Raw genomic sequence first — 21,988 nt, 5'->3', positions numbered from 1 at the left:
TTCCCTGAACCGTACCGGAGCGCGCGAGGGAGCAACATGACTGCAGAGGTCCCGATCTACGACATCGTCGGCGTGGGCTTCGGGCCGTCGAACCTCGCGCTCGCGATCGCCCTCGCCGAGCACAACGCCGGCAGCGCCGTTGCAGGGAAGCCGGTGACCGCGCACTTCCTCGAGCGGCAGCCGCGGTTCGGCTGGCACCGCGGAATGCTGATCGAGACCGCGACCATGCAGGTGTCGTTCCTGAAGGACCTGGTCACCATGCGGAACCCGACCAGCGAGTTCAGCTTCCTGAACTACCTGCACGCGTCCGGGCGGCTGGTCGACTTCATCAACCACAAGAACCTGTTCCCGCTGCGGGTCGAGTTCCACGACTACTTCGAGTGGGCGGCCGCGAAGGTCGACGACGTCGTCTCCTACGGCACCGAGGTCGTCTCGGTGCGGCCGGTGTACGACGGTTCCGAAGTGGCCTACTTCGACGTCGAGGCGTCGGACGGTTCGTCGCTGCGGGCCCGGAACCTGGTGCTGGGCACGGGCTTGCGGCCGCAGCTGCCCGAAGGCGTCACCGCCGGCGCCCGGGTCTGGCACAACAGCGAACTGCTGTTCCGCGTCGAAAGCCTTCGCGGCAGTTCACCGCGGCGGTTCGTCGTGGTCGGCGCCGGGCAGAGCGCGGCCGAGGTGGCCGCGCTGCTGCACGACGAGTTCCCGCGCGCCGAGGTGTGCGCGGTGTTCGCGCGCTACGGCTACAGCCCGGCCGACGACAGCTCGTTCGCGAACCGGATCTTCGACCCCGAGGCCGTCGACCAGTTCTACCGCGCGGACGAGCCGGTGAAGGACCGCCTGATGCGCTACCACGGCGCGACCAACTACTCGGCCGTCGACGTCGACCTGATCGACGAACTGTACCGGCGTGTCTACCGCGAGAAGGTCCTGGGCGTGGAACGGCTGCGGCTGTTCAACGTCTCCCGGCCGGTCGAGGTGACGGACGCGGGAACGGTGACGGTCGAGTCCCTGACCACCGGCGAACGCACGGTCCTGGAAGCCGACGCGGTCGTCTACGCCACCGGTTACCGGCCCGCCGACCCGACGCCGCTGCTCGGCGAGCTGGGTCCGCGTTGCCTGCGCGACGAATCCGGCCGCCTGCGCGTTTCCCGGGACTACCGGATCGCCACGGAGTTTCCGCTGCGCGGCGGGATCTACCTGCAGGGCGGCACCGAGCACACGCACGGGATCACGTCGTCGCTGCTGTCGAACACCGCCGTGCGGGTCGGGGAGATCCTGCAGTCCATTGTGGACCGCCGGGTGGTCGCCGCGCCCGCGGGGGAGTACGCCGTCAGCGCGCGGTGATCTGCTCCCGGAGGATGTCGCTGTGGCCGGTGTGGCGGGCGAGCTCCTCGATCAGGAAAAGGTAGATGAACCGGAGGCTGACCTCGCCGACGACCGGGTGCGTCCATCGGTCGTCGAGTGAGAAGCCCGCCGCGATCTCGCGTGAACGCGCGCTCGTGCGCTCGTACTCGGCGATGACGTCGTCGACGGTTTCGTCGTCGGCGACGGCGAAACTCGGGTCGCCGGGGGTCGAGGGCCCGTCGATCTCGGCCTCGTCGAGCCCGGCCACCAGCCACTGGAACCAGCGGCGCTCGGCGACGGCGGCGTGCTTGACCAGGGCGATCGGCGTGGTCAGGGAGGGGACCAGCCGGCGCCGGGCGTCGGCTTCCGACAGGCCGCGCGCGTTCTCGACGAGGGCGAGGCGGCCACGGTCGATCATGGCCTCGAGCAGTTCACGCTCGGAGCCGGTGGTCTTTTCGGGCAGCGCGTACACAAGTGACCAGCTTCCTTGAGGGGGAGAGTGCCGGAATCGGCGCGAGGGCCCCAGGATAGCGCTAGTTCACCGGTGCCGGGTGGTGGCGGCTGATCGGGATGACCATCGGGGTGCCGCTCACCGGGTCCGGGGTCACCTGGCAGCGGACGTCGAAGACCTCTTCGACGAGTTCTTCCGTGATGACGGCAGCCGGCTCGCCCGAGGCCACGATCCGGCCCGCCTTCATCGCGATCACGTGGTCGGCGTAGCGGCACGCCTGCGGGAGGTCGTGCAGCACCATCACCACCGTCCGGCCCTCGGCGCGGTTGAGGTCGACGACCAGGTCGAGGACGTCGATCTGGTGGGCCAGGTCCAGGTACGTCGTGGGTTCGTCGAGCAGCAGCACCGGCGTTTCCTGCGCGACCGCCATCGCGATCCACGCGCGCTGGCGCTGGCCACCGGACAGCTCGTCCACCGGGCGGTCGGCGAGGTCCGTCATTTCCGTGGCTTCCAGGGCCGTGCGCACCGCGCCTTCGTCCGAAGTGGACCATTGGCGCCACCAGCTCTGGTGCGGGGCGCGGCCGCGGCCGACGAGGTCGGCCACCGTCATGCCTTCCGGCGCCACCGGGGACTGCGGCAGGATCCCGAGCCGCTGGGCGACCTGGCGGGTCGGGAGGTCGTGGATCGACCGGCCGTCGAGGTACACCCCGCCCGCCTTCGGCGTGAGCAGCCGGGCCAGCGTGCGCAGCAGCGTCGACTTCCCGCACGCGTTCGCCCCGACGATCGCGGTGATCTTCCCGGGCGGGATGTCGAGGTCGAGGCCGTCGATGACGACCCGGTCGTCGTAGGCGACGCGCAGGTCCCGCACTCGCAGGGACGGTGTCATCTTCTCAGCCTCCGGAGCCGGATCGGTTGGCCCTGGCCAGCAGCCAGAGCAGCAGCGGGGCGCCGAGCGCGCCGGTCACGATGCCGACCGGCAGCGGCGACGCCGTGAGGATGCGGGCCAGGATGTCGCTGCCCAGCACGACGACCGCGCCGGTGAGCGCGGACGCCGTCAGCGGCGGGGACGCCTGGCGCGCCAGGCGTTGCGCGATCTGCGGCGCGGTGAGCGCCACGAACGAGATCGGGCCGGCCGACGCCGTCGCGAAGGCGACCAGCCCGGCGCCGGCCAGCAGGAGCCCGAGCCGCACCGGCTGGACCGGGGTGCCGAGCCCGGCCGCCACCTCGTCGCCGAGCTGCAGGGTGCGCATCCACCGGGACAGGGCCAGCACGAGCGGCAGCAGCACCGCCAGCGCGCAGGCCAGCGGGACGACGTGCTCCCAGCCGCGGTTGGCGAGGTTGCCGACCAGCCAGCCGATCGACGCCTGGGCTTCGGTGATCTGCGCGCGGCTGAGCAGGTAGTCGGTCAGGCTGGTGCACATCGCGAAGATGCCGATGCCCACCAGGATGATCCGGTGGCCGGTGGTGCCGCGCCGCCACGCGAGCACGTACACGAGCAGTCCGGTCAGCAGCCCGCCGAGGAGGCCGAGCGTGGTGGTGCCGAGGCCGCCGCCGAACCCGAACGAGATCCCCGCGACGACGGCGGTGGCCGCGCCCGCGTTGATGCCGATCATGTCCGGGCTGGCCAGGGGGTTGCGCGTGATGGTCTGGAACACCGCACCGGACGCGCCGAAAGCGAGCCCGGCCAGCAGCCCGGTCAGGGCCCGCGGCAGCCGCAGCTCCTGCACGATGTAGGCGGTGCCGCTGTCCCCGCCGCCGAACACGGCGGAAAGGACGTCGGACACGCCGAGCGGGACGTCGCCGATCGTCATGCCCACGCAGAACAACGCGAACGCCAGCACAGCGAGGACGAGCGAGACGACGAAGAGCCGGAGCCGGATCTGCCCGGACACCGGGGGTTTCGCGAGGCGGAACGTGACGCGGTCGCGCCGCACCTGCAGGAGGCTCATGTCAGGGCTCCACGAGCTTGCGGCGGCGGACGAGGTAGATGAAGAACGGCGCGCCGAGGAACGCGACGATCACGCCCGCCCGGACCTCGCCGGGCCGCGCCATGACGCGGCCGAGGATGTCGGCGGCCAGCAGCAGGCACGGCGCGAGGACAGCGGTGTAGGGCAGCAGCCACCGGTGGTCGGGGCCGATGACGAACCGCACGGCGTGCGGGACGATCAGCCCGAGGAACACGATCGGTCCCGCGACGGCGACGGACGCGCCGGTCAGGAGCGTGACGGCCAGCGCGCCGCGCAGCCGCAGCGGCCCGAGCCGGCGCCCGAGCGCGACGGCGACGTCGTCACCGAGGGCGAGGCTGTTCAGCGCGGGCCCACTGGCGATCGCCAGTACCAGGCCGGCGAGGAGGAACGGCAGGATCCGCAGCAGCGAGCCGCTGTCGACGCCGGCGAGCGAACCGGCCGACCAGAACCGGAAGCGGTTGAGCGCCACGGGATCCGACAGCACCATCGCGCTGGTGAACGACCCGAGCAGCGCCGTGACGGCGGCGCCGGCGAGGGCGAGCTTGACCGGGCTCGCGCCGTTGCGGCCCCGGGTGCCGAGGTAATACACGACCGCGGTGGCGGCGAGCGCGCCGGCGAAGGCGAACCAGACGTAGCCGTAGAGGGAACCGACGCCGAGCACGGTGATCGAGAAGACGATGGCGAACGCGGCTCCGGCGCTGATGCCGAGCAGGCCCGGGTCGGCGAGCGGGTTGCGGGTCAGTGCCTGCATGAGCGTGCCGGCCAGACCCAGCGCGGCGCCCACCACGACGGCCAGCAGTGTCCTCGGCAGCCGGACACTGTGGATGATCACGGCGTCGGCCGAGCCGTCGTCGTGCCAGAGCACCTGCCAGACCGCGCCGGACGAAATCTCCTTCGACCCCAGCCAAACGCTGAGCAGGCACAGGAAAACCAGGACACCGAGGGCGGCGAGCAGGCCGAGCGCGCGGCCCGTGTGTGGCGGGCGTCGCGTGAGAGCGATCCCTCCGGGGGCTGTTCGCACCGCACCTCCGACTGGTAGTGATTTAGGTAAGGCTAACCGATGGTACAGGAGTGCATCCTCACCATCCGTTTGTTAGGGTCGCCTAAGTTTGCATCCCGATCGGGGTGCCGTGAGCAGCGGGAGGCTGGTCTACCGGTGAGCAACGGTGACGCTGTGCAGCAGGTGTCGAGGCTCGGGTTCTGGCGTGATCGCCTCGCCTCGGCGCCGAAGGAGCTGCCGCTGCCGGTCGACCGGCCGTACTCCGCGGAGCCGGTCGCGGGACGGCTGATCAGGCCGGTGCCCGAGGCCGACGAGCTGACTCTGCTCGCCGCGTTCGTCGTGCTGCTGTCCCGGTATTCGGGCACCGCCGACGTCGTGGTGGGCGTCGGCTCGCTGGTGCCGCTCCGGGTGGATCTCGGTGGTTCGCCCGGCTTCGCCGAGGTCGTGACGCGGGTGCGTGAAGCGCGCGAAGAGGCTCTGGCGCACCAGGTCCCGTTCGCCGACCTGGTCGCCGAGGTGGAGCCCGAGCCGGGGCGTGGGGGATCGGTGCTGGTCAACGTCGGCTTCGGCGCCGAGACCGACCTCCCGCTCGACCTGAACCTCACGGTCGCCGACGGCGTGCTGGTGGCCGGCTACCGCGCCGACGTCCTCGACGAGTCCACTGTGGACCGGATGCTCGGGCACCTCGGACACCTCCTGGCCGACGCGTCGAGGCGTCCACAGTGTCCGGTCGCACGGCTGGAAGTCGTGCCGGAGCCGGAACTGCGCCGGATGCTGGACGACTGGAACGACACGGACCTCGATGCGCCGCTGTCGACCCTGCCGGAGCTGTTCGCGGCCCGCGTCCGGGAAGCACCGGACGCGGTGGCGCTGGTCTTCGAGGACGAACAACTGACCTACGCCGAACTGGACGCGCGCGCCAACCGGCTCGCCCACGTCCTCATCGGACGGGGCGCCGGGCCCGAACGGGTGGTCGCGCTCGTCGTGCCCCGCTCGCCCGAGATGATCGTGGCCGAGCTGGCTGTGCTGAAGGCCGGTGCCGCGTACCTGCCGCTGGACCAGGACTACCCGGCCGAGCGGATCGCGTTCATGGTCGCCGACGCGCGCCCGGTCTGCGTGGTGACCACCGCCGATCTCGCCGACCGCTTCGACGGCGATGTCCTGCTCCTCGACGAAATCGACCTCGGCGCGGGCCCGGACACGGACCCGCGCGCGGAGATCGTCCCGGCGAACGCGGCCTACGTCATCTACACGTCCGGGTCGACCGGCCGTCCCAAGGGGGTCGTGGTTTCCCACGCGGGCGTGGCGAAGCTCGTCGCGACGCAGTCCGAGCGGTTCGGCGTCGGGCCGCACAGCCGGGTGCTGCAGTTCGCGTCGCCGAGTTTCGACGTCGCGTTCTGGGACCTGTGCCTCGGTCTGCTCTCCGGCGGCCGCCTGGTCATCGTCCCCGCCGAGCGGCGCGTGCCCGGTTCCGAGCTGGCTGAGTATGCGCATCGGCACGGCGTCGACTTCATGATCCTGCCGCCCGCGCTGCTGGCCGAGTTCCCCGAGGACTGCGACCTGCCGCGGGACAGCGTCCTGCTGGCCGGGACCGAGCGGGTGTCGCCGGAGCTCGTCCGGCGGTGGGCGCCGGGGCGGCGGATGTTCAACGCCTACGGCCCGACCGAGGCGACGACCAACTCCACGCTCGGGCTCTGCGACCCGGAGATCGCCCCCGGTTCGGCCGTGCCGATCGGCGTGCCGGACCCGGGCACCCGCGCGTACGTCCTCGACGCATATCTCGCGCCGGTCCCGGCCGGCGTGGTGGGGGAGCTGTACCTCGCCGGATCCGGTCTGGCGCGTGGTTATCTCGGGCGGCCGGGGTTGACGGCGGAGCGGTTTGTCGCGGACCCGTTCGGTTCCGGCGGCCGGCTGTATCGCACGGGTGACCTGGTGAAGTGGCTGCCGGACGGGCGGTTGGTGTTCTTGGGCCGGGCCGATGACCAGGTCAAGATCCGCGGCTACCGCATCGAGCTCGGCGAGATCGAGTCGGTGCTCGCCGAGCACCCGCGCGTCGGCCAGTCGGTCGTCGTCGCGCAGGACGGCCGGCTCGTCGCCTACGCCGTGCCGGTGCCCGACCGCGACCAGGCGGCCGAGCAGGGTCACGTCGACGAATGGCACGACGTCCACGAGGAGATGCTCGCCGGCTCGACGGGCATCGAGGAGAACTTCGCCGGCTGGAACTCGAGTTATGACGGGTCCGAGATCCCCCTCGACGAGATGCGGGAGTGGCACGCGGCGACGATCGAGCGGATTCGTTCGCTGGGGCCGAAGCGGGTGCTGGAGATCGGCGTCGGCAGCGGCCTGATCCTCTCGCGGATCGCACCGGAGACCGAAAGCTATTGGGGTGTCGACCTTTCCGAGAGCGCGATCGAGAACGTCCGGCGTGAGGTCGCGGCGATGCCCTTCGCGAACAAGGTCCATCTGGCCGCGCGGCCGGCGCACGACCTGGGCGAGCTGCCGGACTTCGACACGGTGATCATCAACTCCGTCGCGCAGTACTTCCCGAGCGCGGACTACCTCGCCGAGGTCGTCCGGACCGCCGCCGGTGTCCTGAAGCCGGGCGGGACGATCTTCCTCGGCGACATCCGCAACCTCCGCTCGCTGCGCGCCTTCCGCACGGCGGTCGAGCTGTGGCACGGCCGGGGCGACGTCGCCGCGGTCGACCAGGCGATCGCGCGCGAGGGCGAACTGGTGCTCGACCCCGACTTCTTCCCGGCACTGGCCCGGGACCTCGAGGGCTTCGACGACGTCGACCTGTGGGTGAAGCGCGGCACCGCGCACAACGAGCTGACCCGGCACCGCTACGACGTCGTCCTGCGGAAGGTGCCGAAGCCGGAAGTGGCCGACGAGCAGGTCGTCGCGTTCGGCGATCTCGTTGCGGTGGAACGATTCCTGACCGCCGAGACGCCGGCGCGGCTGCGGGTCACCGGGATCCCGGACGCGCGGCTGGCCGGGGAGCTGGCGGCGGTCCGCGCCCTGGACACCGGCGACGCCGGCGCGGCACTGGCCGCCCTCGAGCGGCGCGACGGCGTCGACCCCGAAGCCCTGCACCGGCTCGGCGACCAGGCCGGCTACCGCGTCGCGGTGACGTGGGCGGCCGAGAGCGGTGAGCTGGAGGCCGTCTTCATGAAGGGCGAGGACGGAACCGCGTACCGGCCGGTGCGCCAGGCCGGCGCGCCCGCGTCCTATGCCAACAACCCCGCGGCCCGGCGCGAAACCGGGGCGCTGGTGGCGTCGCTGCGGGCGCACGTGCGAGACCGGTTGCCGCTGTACATGGTGCCTTCGGCGTTCGTCGTGCTGGACAAGCTGCCGGTGCTGGCGTCGGGCAAGCTGGACCGCAAGGCCCTGCCGAGCCCGGAGCGGTGGGCCGGCCCGGGCCGTGCGCCCCGCAATCCCGTCGAGCAGCTGCTGTGCGAGATGTTCGCCGATGTCCTCGGCCTTCCGCAGGCCGGGCTCGACGACGATTTCTTCGCGCTCGGCGGCCACTCGCTGCTGGCCACCCGGCTGATCCAGCGGATCCGCGCGGCCGCCGGTGCCGAGGTGCCGGTGCGGGCGGTGTTCGACGCGCCGACGCCGGCCGCGCTCGCGGAACTCCTGTCCGGGGCTGTCGCCGGCACCGAGCGGCGCCCGCTCGTCCGCGTCCCCGAGCGGCCGGACCGGCTGCCGCTGTCGTTCGCGCAGCAGCGGCTGTGGTTCCTGCACGGGCTGGACGGCGGGTCGGCGACCTACAACGTCCCGCTCGTCGTCCGGCTGGCCGGTGAGCTGGACGTCGAGGCGCTGCGCTCGGCGCTGAACGACGTCGTCGCGCGGCACGAGACGCTGCGGACGGTCTTCCCGGCCGCCGATGGCGAGCCGTACCAGCAGGTGCTGGACGAAAGTACGGTGGAGCTGCCCGTCCGCGCGGTGGCCGAGTCCGAAGTGGACACGGTGGTGGACTGCCTGGTCCGCGAGGTGTTCGACCTCGGCGCAGGCGTGCCGCTGCGCGCCGGGCTCCTGGCCGTCGACCCGCGCCGGCACGTGCTGGTCGTCGTCCTGCACCACATCGCCGCCGACGGCTGGTCGCTGTCCCCGCTGTGGCGCGACATCGCCACGGCCTACCGCGCCCGGCTGCGCAGTGAAGCTCCACAATGGACGCCGTTGCCGGTGCAGTACGCGGACTACACGCTCTGGCAGCGGGATCTCCTCGAAACCGAAGAAACCGCCCAGCTCGACTACTGGCGTGAGACGCTTGACGCCCTGCCCGAGCGGCTCACCCTCCCGCTCGACCGGCCGCACCCGCCGGTCTCCGCCCACCGCGGCGAGTTCTTCACCTTCACCTGGGATGCCGGGCTCCAGGACGGGCTCGCCGACCTCGCGAGGGCGTGCGGCGCCAGCCCGTTCATGGTCGTCCATGCGGGTCTGGCGGCACTGTTGTCGCGGCTCGGCGCCGGCTCCGACATCCCTCTCGGCACCCCGATCGCCGGACGCGCCGACCCGGCACTGGACGACCTCGTCGGGTTCTTCGTCAACACCCTCGTCCTGCGCGTCGACACCGGCGGCGACCCGTCGTTCCGCGACCTCGTCACCCGCGTCCGCGAGCGGAGCCTCGACGCCTACAACCACCAGGACGTCCCGTTCGAGCGGCTGGTAGAAGCGCTCAACCCGGCCCGGTCGCTCGCGCACCACCCGCTGTTCCAGACCATGCTCGCCTGGCAGAACACCCCCGGCACCGGCGCCGGGCTGCCCGGGCTCACCGTGACCACGCAGCACGTCGGCACCGGCACGGCCAAGTTCGACCTCTGGTTCTCCTTCACCGAGCAGGACGGCGGCCTCGAGGGCGAGGCCGAATTCAACACCGAGGTGTTCGACCGCGCCACCGTGCACGGTCTCCTCGACCGCCTCGAACTGCTGCTGCGCCAGGTCATCTCGGCCCCGGACCGCCGGCTCGGGTCCCTGGAGGTACTGACCCCGGCCGAACGCGACCGCCTGGCCGACGTCTGGTCCGGTGCCGTCCAGGACGTCCCCGCGGTCACCTTGCCCGAGCTGTTCGCCGCCCAGGTGGCGCGGACCCCGGATCACCCGGCCCTGGTCTTCGAGGACGAAGAGCTCAGCTACGCCGAGCTGGACGCTGTCTCGAACCGCCTCGCCCGCGTGCTCGCCGCGCGCGGCGCCGGGCCCGAGCGCGTGGTCGCCCTGGCCCTGCCGCGCTCGGCACACCTGGTCACGGCCATCCTCGCCGTTCTCAAGACGGGTGCGGCCTACCTGCCCCTCGACCCCGGCTACCCGGCCGACCGCATCGCGTTCATGCTCGAAGACGCGCAACCGGCTCTGGTGCTCGCCACCGCGGAGACCGCGATTCCGGGCGCGCTGCCGCTGGACGATCCGGACGTCCTCGCCGGAGTCCCGGACGCGCCCCTCGATGTCGTGCTCGGGCCGGAGCACCCGGCATACGTCATCTACACCTCCGGGTCGACCGGCCGCCCCAAGGGCGTCGTCGTACCGCACGCCGGAATCGTCAACCGGCTGCTGTGGATGCAAGACGAGTACGGCCTCACCGGCGACGACCGCGTGCTGCAGAAGACGCCGTCCAGCTTCGACGTCTCGGTGTGGGAATTCCTGTGGCCGCTCGTCACCGGCGCCACCGAGGTCCTGGCCCGGCCGGACGGCCACAAGGACCCGGCCTACCTCGCCCGGCTGATCCGGGAACGCGGGATCACGACCGTCCACTTCGTCCCGTCGATGCTTCAGGTCTTCCTGCGGGAACCGGCGGCGGCGGAGTGCACGAGCCTGCGCCGGGTGCTGTGCAGTGGCGAGGCCCTGCCGCCGGACGCGGTCGCGCAGTTCGGCCGGGTGCTCGGCGCCGAGCTGCACAACCTCTACGGCCCCACCGAAGCTTCGGTGGACGTCACCTCGTGGCAAACGTCCACGGAGGACACGACTGTCCCGATCGGACGTCCGGTGTGGAACACGCGGACGTACGTCCTCGACGCCGCCCTCCGCCCGGTGCCGCCGGGCACGCCGGGGGAGCTCTACCTCGCCGGAGTCCAGCTCGCCCGCGGCTACCTCGGCCGGCCCGGGCTCAGCGCGGAGCGGTTCGTCGCCGACCCGTTCGGCGCGCCCGGCGCCCGGATGTACCGCACCGGTGACCTCGCCCGCTTCCGCCCCGACGGCGTGCTGGAGTTCCTCGGCCGCGGTGACGAGCAGATCAAGATCCGCGGCTTCCGCGTCGAGCCCGGCGAGATCGCCGCGACGCTGTCCGCGCACGACGACGTCGCCCACGCCGTCGTCGTGGCCCGCGAAGACCGGCCGGGCGACGTCCGCCTGGTCGGGTACGTCGTGCCGGCCGGTCCCCGAACCGGCGCCTTGCTCGCCGAGCTGCGGGTTCTGGCCGCCGCCCGGCTGCCGGACCACATGGTGCCGTCGGCGATCGTGCTGCTCGACGCGCTCCCGGTGACGGCCAACGGCAAGCTCGACCGCCGCGCGCTCCCGTCCCCGGACCCGGTGACGCCGACGTCCGGCCGGGCGCCGCGCACTCCCGTCGAACGGCAGCTGTGCGAGCTGTTCGCCGACGTCCTCGGCCTGCCGCGGGTCGGCCCGGACGACAGCTTCTTCACCCTCGGCGGCCATTCGCTGCTGGCCACCCGGCTGATCGCGCGGATCCGTGCGGCACTGGGCGCCGAGGTCGAGATCCGGTCGGTGTTCGAGACGCCGACCCCCGCGGGCCTGGCCGGGGTGCTCGCCACCGGCGCCGGGGCCGCGCGCCCGCCGCTGATGCCGGTGCGCAGGCCGTCGCCGGTGCCGCTGTCCGGCGCCCAGCAGCGGCTGTGGTTCCTGCACCACCTCGAAGGCCCGTCGGCCACCTACAACGTCCCGCTGGTCATGCGGCTCGAAGGCGAGGTCGACGTCGAGGCGCTGCGCGCGGCGCTGGCCGACGTGGTCGGCCGCCACGAGGCGCTGCGGACCCGGTTCCCGCAGCGGGATGGCGTGCCGTACCAGGACATCCTGGCCGTCGAGGACGCGGACGTCACCCTCCGGGTGCGTGCGGTCGCCGACCTCGGCGAAGCCCTGACCGGGCTCGTCCGCGGGCCGTTCGACCTCGAGCGGCACGTGCCGGTGCGCGCCGAGCTGCTGCGCCTGGGCGATCGGGAGCACGTCTTCGCCCTGGTGTTCCACCACATCGCCTCCGACGGCTGGTCGATGGCCCCGCTGTGGCGTGACATCGCCACGGCCTACACCGCCCGCCGCGCCGGTGAGAGTCCACAGTGGACGCCGTTGCCGGTGCAGTACGCGGACTACACGCTCTGGCAGCGGGAACTGCTCGGCCGCGAGGACGACCCGGACAGCGTCCTGTCCGCCCAGCTGGCCTACTGGCGTGCCGCGCTGGACGGCCTGCCGGACCGGATCGAGCTGCCGCTGGACCGCCCGCACCCGGCGGCCGCGACGTTCCGCGGCGAGCTGCACACCTTCACCTGGGACGCTGGGCTGCACAGCCGGTTGGCCAGGCTGGCCCGCGAGTGCGGCGCGAGCGTGTTCATGGTCGTGCACGCGGCCCTCGCCGCGCTGCTCACGCGGCTGGGCGCGGGCACCGACGTGCCCATCGGCTCGCCCATCGCCGGCCGCACCGACCAAGCCCTCGACGACCTCGTCGGGTTCTTCGTCAACACGCTCGTCCTGCGCGTCGACACCGGCGGCGAGCCGTCGTTCCGCGACCTGGTGGCGCGCGTCCGCGAGCGCAACCTCGACGCGTACGCCCACCAGGACGTCCCGTTCGAGCGGCTGGTCGAGGTGCTGAACCCGGCGCGGTCGCTGTCGTACCACCCGCTGTTCCAGGTGATGATCGCCGGGCAGAACAACGCCCGCGCCGAGGTCGTCCTGCCCGGCCTGACCGTCACCGAGATCCCGGTGACCACCGGGACGTCGAAATTCGACCTCGCGATTTCGCTGACCGAGCGCGACGCCGGGATCGCGGGCGTGCTGGAGTTCAATGCGGACGTCTTCGACCACGCGGGTGCCCACGCGATCCTGCGGCGGCTCGAAGTGCTGCTGCGCGCGGCGCTGGCCGAGCCGGACCGCCCGGTCGGGGCGCTGGACCTCCTCGCCGGCGACGAGCGCGATCGGGTGCTCGGCCGGTGGGCCGGCTCCCTCGAACCGGCCGGTACCGAGACGTTCCCGGGGATGTTCGCCCGCCGCGTCGCCGAGGCCCCGGACGCGGTGGCGCTCGTGTTCGAAGACGTCGAACTCACCTACGCCGAAGTGGACGCCCGTGCCAACCGGCTCGCGAACCTGCTGGTCGAGCGCGGTGCCGGGCCCGAGCGGGTCGTCGCGCTGGCCGTGCCGCGATCGCTGGACATGATCATCGCCGAACTGGCCGTCCTCAAGGCCGGCGCCGCCTACCTGCCGGTCGACGTCGACTACCCGGGCGACCGGATCGCCTACATGGCCGGGGACGCGGCCCCGGTCTGCGTGGTGACGACGCGGGAGATCGACGCGAAGCTGCCCCCGGACGTCCCCCGGGTCCTCCTGGAGGATCCGGCCCTGGACGGAATGTCCACAGCGGACCCGGCGGTGATGGTCAAGCCGGAGAACGCGGCGTACGTGATCTACACGTCCGGCTCGTCCGGGCGGCCGAAGGGCGTCGTCCTCCAGCACTCCGGTGTCGCCAAGCTCGTCGCGACGCAGTCCGAGCGGTTCGGCGTGGGACCGCACAGCCGGGTGCTGCAGTTCGCGTCGCCGAGTTTCGACGTCGCGTTCTGGGACCTGTGCCTCGGCCTGCTCTCGGGCGGCCGCCTGGTCGTCGTCCCGGCCGAGCGCCGGGTCGCCGGGCCCGCGCTGACCGAGTACGCGCATCGGCACGGCGTGGACTTCATGATCCTCCCGCCCGCGCTGCTCGACGCCCTGCCGGAGGACTGCGACCTCCCGCGCGACAGCGTGCTGCTGGCGGGGACTGAACGGGTGTCGCCGGAGCTTGTCAGGCGGTGGGCGCCGGGGCGGCGGATGTTCAACGCTTATGGCCCGACCGAAGCGACCACCAACTCGACGCTCGGGGAGAGCGACCCGGCCGAGCTGGCGGAAGCGACGGTCGTTCCGATCGGCATCCCCGACCCGGGCACCCGGGCCTACGTGCTCGACGCCGGTCTGCGGCCGGTCCCGCCGGGTGTGGTGGGGGAGCTGTATCTCGCCGGATCGGGCCTGGCGCGCGGCTATCTCGGGCGGCCAGGGTTGACGGCGGAGCGGTTTGTCGCGGACCCGTTCGGTTCGGGAGGGCGGCTCTACCGGACCGGTGACCTGGTGAAGTGGCTGCCGGATGGACGGCTGGTGTTCCTGGGCCGGGCCGACGATCAGGTCAAGATCCGCGGCTACCGCATCGAGCCGGGCGAGATCGAAGCCGTGCTCGCCGAGCACCCGGCCGTCGGGCAGTCCGTCGTGCTCGCGCAGGACGGGCGGCTCGTCGCCTACGCCGTCCCGGCCGCCGGCCGTGACGAGGAAGCCGAGCTGGACCACGTCGGCGAGTGGCGTGAGCTGCACGAGAACGTCTTCACCGACGCGGCTTCGGCTGGGCTGGAGGAGAACTTCACCGGCTGGAACTCCAGCTACGACGGGTCCGAGATCCCCCTCGGCGAGATGCGGGAGTGGCACGCGGCGACGATCGAGCGCATTCGTTCCCTGGCGAAAGCGCCACTTTCACGTGAAAGTGGCGCTCTCGGGCGGGTGCTGGAGATCGGCGTGGGCAGCGGCCTGATCCTGTCCCGGATCGCGCCGGACGCCGAAGAGTACTGGGGCGTCGATCTGTCCGAGCGGGCGATCGCGAACCTGCGGCGCGAACTCGCCGGGACGCCGTTCGCGGGCAAGGTCCACCTGGCCGCGCGCCCGGCCCATGACCTGGGCGAGCTGCCGGAATTCGACACGGTGATCGTCAACTCGGTCGCGCAGTACTTCCCGAGCGTCGGCTACCTCGCCGAAGTCGTCCGCACGGCCGCGGCGCGGGTCCTCCCCGGCGGGGTGATCTTCCTCGGCGACATCCGCAACCTGCGTTCGCTGCGGGCGTTCCGGACCGCGACCGAGCTGCGGCACGGCCGCCGGGACACGGCCGCGGTCGACCAGGCGATCGCGCGGGACGGCGAACTCGTCCTCGACCCGGACTTCTTCCCGGCGCTGGCCCGGGACCTCGGCGGCTTCGACGACGTCGACCTGTGGGTCAAGCGCGGCCACGCCCACAACGAGCTGACCCGCCACCGCTACGACGTCGTCCTGCGGAAGGCGCCGAAGCTCGCCACGCCCGAAGAGCAGGTCGTGACGTTCGAGTCCGTCGCCGACCTGGACCGGCTCCTGGAAACGCGCCCGGGCCGGGTGCGTGTGACCGGGGTGCCCAACGCCCGGCTGTCCGGCGAACTCGCCGCCGTCACCGCGCTCGCCGCGGGCGACCCCGATGCGGCACTGTCCTCCTTGGACAGCAGGGATGGCGTGGATCCCGAGACCCTGCACGATCTCGGCGAGCGCTTCGGCTACCGGGTGTGCGCGACCCTCACCGCGGACGAAGGCGCGCTGGAGGTCGTGTTCACCACCGGTGAGCCGACGCGGATCCACCGCGTCCGCCCGGTCCGAGCCGCCCTGGAAACCCTGGGCAACCACCCGGCCGGGCAACGGGACACGAACGCGCTGGTGACGGCCCTGCGGACGCACGTCCGCGACCGGCTGCCGCAGTACATGGTGCCGTCGGCCTTCGTGATCCTGGCCCGGCTGCCGCTGCTCGCCTCCGGCAAGCTCGACCGCCGGGCCCTGCCGAGCCCCGACAAGCAGGCCGTCACCGCCGGCCGGGCCCCGCGGACGCCGGTCGAGGAAGTCCTGTGCGGCCTCTTCGCCGAGGTCCTCGACACCGCCTCGATCGGCGTCGACGACGACTTCTTCGCCCTCGGCGGGCACTCGCTGATGGCGACGCGGCTGGTCGCGCGGCTGCGCGCGGTCTTCGGCGTCGAGCTGCAGGTGCGGTCGGTGTTCGAGACGCCGACGGTCGCCGGGCTGGCCGCGCTGCTGTCCACCGCCGGGCAAGCTCGTCCGGCGCTCGTGCGCGCGGATCCGCGGCCGGACGTGCTGCCGCTGTCGTTCGCCCAGCAGCGGCTGTGGTTCCTGCACCGGCTCGAAGGCCCGTCGGCGACGTACAACATGCCGAGCGCGGTCCGGCTGACCGGAGACCTGGACGTCGACGCGCTGCGGGCCGCGCTGTCCGATGTGGTCGGACGCCACGAGGCGCTGCGGACCGTCTTCCCCGAGGTCGGCGGCGAAGCCCGGCAGCTCGTCCTCGACGACGTCGCGATCCCGCTGCCGCTGCGCACGGTCACCGAGGCCACGCTCGCCGACGCGGTGTCCGAAGTGGCCGGCACGGTGTTCCGGCTGGAGGCGGAGCTTCCGCTGCGGGCGGAACTGCTGCGCCTGGGGGCCCGGGAGCACGTCCTCGTGCTGGTGTTCCACCACATCGCGTCGGACGGCTGGTCGACCGCGCCGCTGTGGCGCGACCTCGCGAAGGCCTACACCGCCCGCCAAGCCGCAGAAGCTCCACAATGGACTCCACTGCCGGTGCAGTACGCGGACTACACGCTGTGGCAGCGGGACGTCCTCGGCGAGCCGGTGATCGAACCGCAGCTCGCCTACTGGCGTGAAGCATTGGCCGACCTGCCGGACCGGATCGAACTGCCCACTGACCGGCCGCACCCGGCGGAGGCGTCCTACCGCGGCGAGCAGTTCGCCTTCGGCTGGGACGCCGAGCTCCACAGTGGACTGGTCGAGCTGGCCCGCGCGTGCGGCGCCAGCGTGTTCATGGTCGTGCACGCCGGGCTCACCGCGGTGCTCACCCGCCTCGGGGCGGGCACCGACATCCCGCTCGGCACGTCCATCGCCGGCCGCACCGACGAGGCCCTGGACGACCTCGTCGGGTTCTTCGTGAACACCCTGGTCCTGCGCGTGGACACCGGCGGCGACCCGTCGTTCCGGGACCTCGTCGCCCGGGTGCGGGACCGCAGCCTCGACGCCTACGCCCACCAGGACGTCCCGTTCGAACGGCTCGTCGAAGTGCTGAACCCGGTCCGGTCGCCGGCTTACCCCCCGCTGTTCCAGACGATGCTCGCCTGGCAGAACAACGCCGTCGCCGACCTCGCCCTGCCCGGCCTGACCGCCGTGGAGGAGCCGGTCCGCACCGGCACCGCCCGGGCCGACCTGACGTTCTTCGTCGGCGAACAGCCGGGTCACCAAGCCGGGATCCGCGGCACCGCGGAGTACAACAGCGACGTCTTCGACCGCGCGAGCGTCGAAGCGATCCTGGACCGGCTCCGGACGCTGCTGCAGGCGGTCGTGGCCGACCCGGACACCCGGATCGGCGCCGTCGACCTGCTCACCGAGGCCGAGCGCGAACAGCTCGCCGCTGCCCCCGCCACACCCCTGTCCGCCGAGACGGCCGCCGAGCTGTTCGCCGCGCAGGTGGCCCGGACACCGGACGCGACCGCACTGGTCTTCGGCTCCGCGCGGCTCACTTACGCCGAGCTGGATGCCCGGGCCACGACGCTCGCCCGGGCGCTGCTCGCGCGCGGCGCGGGCCCGGAACAGGTGGTGGCGGTCGCGCTGCCGCGGTCGCCCGAGCTGGTCGTCGCGCTCCTGGCCGTGCTCAAGGCCGGCGCCGCGTACCTGCCCTTGGACCTCAACCATCCGGCCGAGCGCATCGAGCTGATGCTGACCGACGCGGCACCGCACTTAGTCGTCGCCGAGGATGGCTTCGGGGACCGCCTGGTCCGTCCCGGCTCGACCGCGGACCAACCGGATGCCTGGCCGCCGATCAGCCCGGACAACCCGGCGTACGTGATCTTCACGTCCGGTTCCACAGGCCGTCCGAAGGCGGTGGCGGGAACCCAGCGGGCGCTGGCCAACCGGCTGTACTGGGGCCGCGACCTCGCCGAGGGCGTGCGCGCGGCCAAGAGTGCGCTGACGTTCATCGACGGGTCCACCGAGCTGCTCGGCGGGCTCGTCGCGGGCGACCCGGTCGTCCTCGCCGACGACACGACGGCCACCGATCCGATGGCCCTGGCCGAATTCGTCCGCGAGTCCGGCGCGCAGGTGCTCACCGTGGTCCCGAGCCTCCTCGACAGCTTCGCCGAGGACGCCCCGGCCGACGCGTTCGAGTCGGTGACCACGTGGATCACCAGCGGGGAGCCGCTTTCCGCTGCGCTCGCCGAGAAGGTGGCGACCCGCTGGCCGTCGGCGAAGCTGGTCAACCTGTACGGCTGCTCGGAAGTCGCGGGCGACAGCCTGGTCCAGGTCTGCGGTCCGGTGGCCATCGGGCGGCCGATCGCGAACACCCGCGCGTACGTCCTCGACACCGCGCTGCGGCCGGTGCCGCCGGGCGTGCGCGGCGAGCTGTACCTGGCCGGCGCCGGGCTCGCCCGGGGCTACCTCGGCCGTCCCGCGCTCACCGCAGAGCGGTTCGTCGCCTCGCCGTTCGAGCCGGGGGAGCGGATGTACCGCACCGGCGACCTGGTCCGGCGGCGCGCCGACGGCGCACTGGAGTTCCTCGGCCGCGCCGACCAGCAGATCAAGATCCGCGGCTTCCGGGTCGAGCCAGGCGAGGTCGAGGCCGTGCTGACCACGGACGCCTCGGTGGCACGCGCGGCCGTGATCGCCCGGGGCAACCGGCTGATCGCTTACGTGGCACCGTCGGGCGACCCGGTCGCGCTGCGGGCTCGGGTGGCCGAGCAGCTGCCGGAATACCTGGTGCCGTCGGCGGTCGTCGTGCTGCCGGAGCTGCCGGTCAACGCCAACGGGAAGCTCGACCGCGCCGCGCTGCCGGACCCCGAGGTCCGGACCTCGGGGCGCGTCGCGCGAACCCCGGCCGAGCAGGCGCTGTGCGAGCTGTTCGCCGACGTCCTCGGCGTCCCGGTGGTCGGCCCCGACGACGGCTTCTTCGCGCTCGGTGGCCACTCGCTCCTGGCGACGCGGCTGGTCAGCCGGATCCGGGCGCTGCTCGGCGTCGAGGTGCCGATCCGGGCGGTGTTCGACGCGCCGACCCCGGCCCGGCTCGCTGGGCTCCTCGACCCCGGACGCCGGAGCCGGCCGGCTCTGGTCCCGGCCGAGCGGCCCGAGGTGCTGCCGCTGTCGTTCGCGCAGCAGCGGCTGTGGTTCCTCGATCGCCTGGACGGGCTGAACGCGACCTACAACATCCCGTGGGCGTGGGAGCTGACCGGCCCGGTCGACGTCGGCGCCCTGCGGGCCGCGCTGTCCGATGTCGTGGCGCGCCACGAGATCCTGCGGACGCTCCTCGTCGAAGAGCAGGGCACGCCGCGGCAGGTCGTGCTCGACCGGGCCGAGCCGGTGCTGGTCACCGAGACCGTCGCCACGGCCGACCTCGACGAGCGCGTCACCGCGGCGGCGTCGTACTGCTTCACCCTCGACACCGAGATCCCGATCCGGGCCACCCTGGTGTCGGCCGGGCCGGAGCGGCACGTGTTCGTGCTGCTGGTGCACCACATCGCGGGCGACGGCTGGTCGCTGCCGCCGCTGAAGCGTGACCTCGACACCGCGTATGCCGCCCGGCTGCGCGGTGAAAGTCCACAGTGGACGCCGTTGCCGGTGCAGTACGCGGACTACACGCTGTGGCAGCGGGAGTCGTTCGGCCGGGCCGGCGACCCGGACAGCGTCCTCGGCCGCCAGGCCGCGTTCTGGCGGGAAACCCTCGCGGACCTCCCCGACGAACTGGCGCTCCCGGTCGACCGGTCGCGCCCGGCGCGGTCGACGAACCGCGGCGCCGCCGTGCCGTTCACCGTGCCCGCCGACGTCCACCGTGGACTGCGGGAGCTGGCGCACGGCAGTGACACCAGCACGTTCATGGTGCTGCAGGCGGCGCTGGCCGCCCTGCTGACCCGGCTCGGCGCGGGCACTGACATCCCGCTGGGGACGCCGGTGGCCGGCCGCACCGACCACGCCCTCGACGACCTCGCCGGGTTCTTCGTCAACACTTTGGTGCTGCGGACGGACACCGGCGGCGACCCGACGTTCCGGGAGCTCCTGGCCCGCGTCCGCGAGGCCGGCCTCGCCGCGTACGCCCACCAGGACCTGCCGTTCGAGCACCTCGTCGAGCTGCTCAACCCGCCCCGGTCGCTGGCCAGGCACCCGCTGTTCCAGGTCATGCTCGCGGTCTACCACTCGGGCACGGAGGACGGACGGCTGCTCGGGCTCGACGCGGCCTACCGGGACACCGGGCTGCGGCAGGCGAAGTTCGACCTGTCGTTCGACCTGGTCGAAACGGCCGAGGGCATCGACGGCGACCTCGAATACAGCCTCGACCTCTTCGACGAACCGACCGCCCGGACGCTCACCGAGCGCCTGGTCAGGGTGATGGCGGCGGTCGTCGCGGACCCGGACCGGCCGCTGAGCCGGATCGACGTCCTCGACTCCGTTGAGCGGGACCGGATCCTGCGCGACTGGGGTGCCGGTGCGCCACTGACGCTTCCGGCGCCGACGGTCGTCGACCGGCTGGCCGCGCAGGTGGCGGCGACCCCGGGCGCGATCGCGCTGAGCGACGCTCGCGAGAGCCTCACGTTCGCGGAGTTCGCCGCGCGGACCGACCGGCTCGCCCGGTGGCTCGCGGCCCAGGGCGCGGGGCCGGAGAAGGTCGTGGCGCTGGTGCTGCCCCGGTCCGCGGCGGTCGTCGAGGCGATCTTCGGCGTGTTCAAGACGGGGGCGGCCTACCTGCCCGTGGACCCCGACCAGCCGGGGGACCGGATCTCGGCGATCCTCGCCGACGCCGGTGCCGCGCTGGTGCTCACCAGCCGTTCGCTGGCTTCGCCGGTCCCCGGGGCGCTGTTCGTCGAGGACATTGTGGACAGTGACGCGGCCCTGACCCCGCCGTCGCCCGCCAACCCGGCGTACGTGCTCTACACGTCCGGCTCGACGGGCAACCCGAAGGGTGTCGTGATCCCGCACTCCGGGCTGGTGAACCTGTTCCACAGTCACCGCGAGACGCTCTACCGCCCGGCGGTCGCGGCCGCGGGCGGGCGGCGGCTGCGGGTCGGGCACGCGTGGGCGTTCTTCTTCGACGCGTCCTGGCAGCCGCAGCTGTGGCTGCTCGACGGGCACGAGGTGCACGTCGTCGACGACGACACCCGCCGCGACCCGGACCGGCTGGCGGCGGTGGTGCGCGAGCGCGGGCTCGACTTCCTCGAACTCACGCCGTCGCACTTCGCCCAGCTGGCCGCGGCCGGGGTGATCTCGGACGGCCGGTGCGCTCTCGGCGTGGTCGGCGTCGGCGGTGAAGCCGTTTCGCAGCCGCTGTGGGAGCAGCTGCGGTCGATGCCGGGGACCGAGGCGTACAACCTCTACGGCCCGACCGAGACCACTGTGGACGCTCTGGTCGGCCGCTTCCGCGACGCCGACCGGCCGGTGGTCGGCCGTCCGGTGCACAACACGCGCGCGTACGTCCTCGACGGCGGCCTCAGCCCGGTCCCGGCCGGAGTGCCCGGCGAGCTGTACCTGGCCGGCGCCGGTCTGGCCCGCGGCTACCACGGCCGTCCCGCGCTCACCGCGGACCGGTTCGTCGCCGACCCGTCCGGGCCGCCGGGGGAGCGGATGTACCGCACCGGCGACCTCGTGCGGTGGCGGCCCGGAGGGCAGCTCGAATACCTCGGCCGCACCGACGACCAGGTCAAGATCCGCGGCTTCCGGATCGAGCCGGGCGAGATCGAGACGGCGCTGACCCGGCACGACGACGTCGGCCAGGCGCTGGTCGTCGTCCGTGAGGACCGGGACAAGCGGCTGGTCGCGTACACGACCCCGGCGACCGCCGATCCGGTGGAGCTGCGGGAGTTCCTCGCGCGGTCCCTGCCGGAATACATGGTGCCCGCGGCGATCGTGCCCCTGGAGAAGTTCCCGGTGACCCCCAACGGGAAGCTGGACAAGGCGGCGCTCCCGGTACCCGACGTCGCGGCTCGCGGCCGGGCGCCGGAAACACCCCTGGAAAAGGCTCTCTGTGAGATCTTCGCGGAGGTCCTGGACGTCGCCGCGGTCGGCGCCGACGACGACCTGTTCACCCTCGGCGGCCATTCGATGCTGCTCGTGGTCCTGCGCAACCGCATCACCGAGCGGCTCGGGACCGAGCTGGAGATCGCCGAGTTCTTCCGTACCCCGACCGCGGCCGGGCTCGCCGCGCTGTTGACCCGAGACGCGAGGTAG

At 72.8% G+C, this 21,988-nt stretch carries 6 protein-coding genes; 2 read left to right on the top strand and 4 right to left on the bottom strand.

Annotated elements, in window-relative coordinates; translation table 11 throughout:
• Nucleotides 1-36 precede the first annotated feature (36 nt).
• On the top strand, nt 37-1,344 hold the full coding sequence (locus A3CE_RS0102100; protein WP_020638413.1) for a lysine N(6)-hydroxylase/L-ornithine N(5)-oxygenase family protein: 1,308 nt from the start codon (nt 37-39) through the stop codon (nt 1,342-1,344).
• On the opposite strand, the gene A3CE_RS0102095 is transcribed toward A3CE_RS0102100, so the two are convergent.
• From A3CE_RS0102095 to A3CE_RS0102080, 4 genes are all read right to left on the bottom strand, one after another.
• On the bottom strand, nt 1,331-1,816 hold the full coding sequence (locus A3CE_RS0102095) for a DinB family protein (protein ID WP_020638412.1): 486 nt from the start codon (nt 1,814-1,816) through the stop codon (nt 1,331-1,333). The genes A3CE_RS0102100 and A3CE_RS0102095 overlap by 14 nt on opposite strands.
• Nucleotides 1,817-1,877: 61 nt before the next feature.
• On the bottom strand, nt 1,878-2,681 hold the full coding sequence (locus tag A3CE_RS0102090) for an ABC transporter ATP-binding protein (RefSeq protein WP_026468064.1): 804 nt from the start codon (nt 2,679-2,681) through the stop codon (nt 1,878-1,880).
• Between the two features lie 4 nt (nt 2,682-2,685).
• Complete coding sequence (locus tag A3CE_RS0102085) at nt 2,686-3,744, bottom strand: FecCD family ABC transporter permease (protein ID WP_020638410.1); 1,059 nt, start codon at nt 3,742-3,744, stop codon at nt 2,686-2,688.
• Nucleotide 3,745: 1 nt separating this feature from the next.
• Nucleotides 3,746-4,783 (bottom strand): FecCD family ABC transporter permease, encoded by a 1,038-nt coding sequence (locus A3CE_RS0102080; RefSeq protein WP_020638409.1) that lies wholly within the window; start codon nt 4,781-4,783, stop codon nt 3,746-3,748.
• A 135-nt stretch (nt 4,784-4,918) separates the two neighbouring features.
• Here A3CE_RS0102080 and A3CE_RS0102075 point away from each other — a divergent pair, with 135 nt between their 5' ends.
• On the top strand, nt 4,919-21,988 hold the full coding sequence (locus tag A3CE_RS0102075; RefSeq protein WP_020638408.1) for a non-ribosomal peptide synthetase: 17,070 nt from the start codon (nt 4,919-4,921) through the stop codon (nt 21,986-21,988).

This window comes from Amycolatopsis balhimycina FH 1894 (genome assembly GCF_000384295.1).
GTDB classification, from domain to species: Bacteria; Actinomycetota; Actinomycetes; order Mycobacteriales; family Pseudonocardiaceae; genus Amycolatopsis; species Amycolatopsis balhimycina.
The sequence above is the reverse complement of the archived record's forward strand: the minus strand, read 5'-3'. Positions and strand labels throughout refer to the sequence as shown.

What these genes read in the sequence shown, in the direction of transcription:
- A3CE_RS0102100 (WP_020638413.1), top strand. Translation starts at nt 37, where the DNA reads ATGACTGCAGAGGTCCCGATCTACGACATCGTCGGCGTGGGCTTCGGG.
- A3CE_RS0102085 (WP_020638410.1), bottom strand. Translation starts at nt 3,744, where the DNA reads ATGAGCCTCCTGCAGGTGCGGCGCGACCGCGTCACGTTCCGCCTCGCG.
- A3CE_RS0102090 (WP_026468064.1), bottom strand. Translation starts at nt 2,681, where the DNA reads ATGACACCGTCCCTGCGAGTGCGGGACCTGCGCGTCGCCTACGACGAC.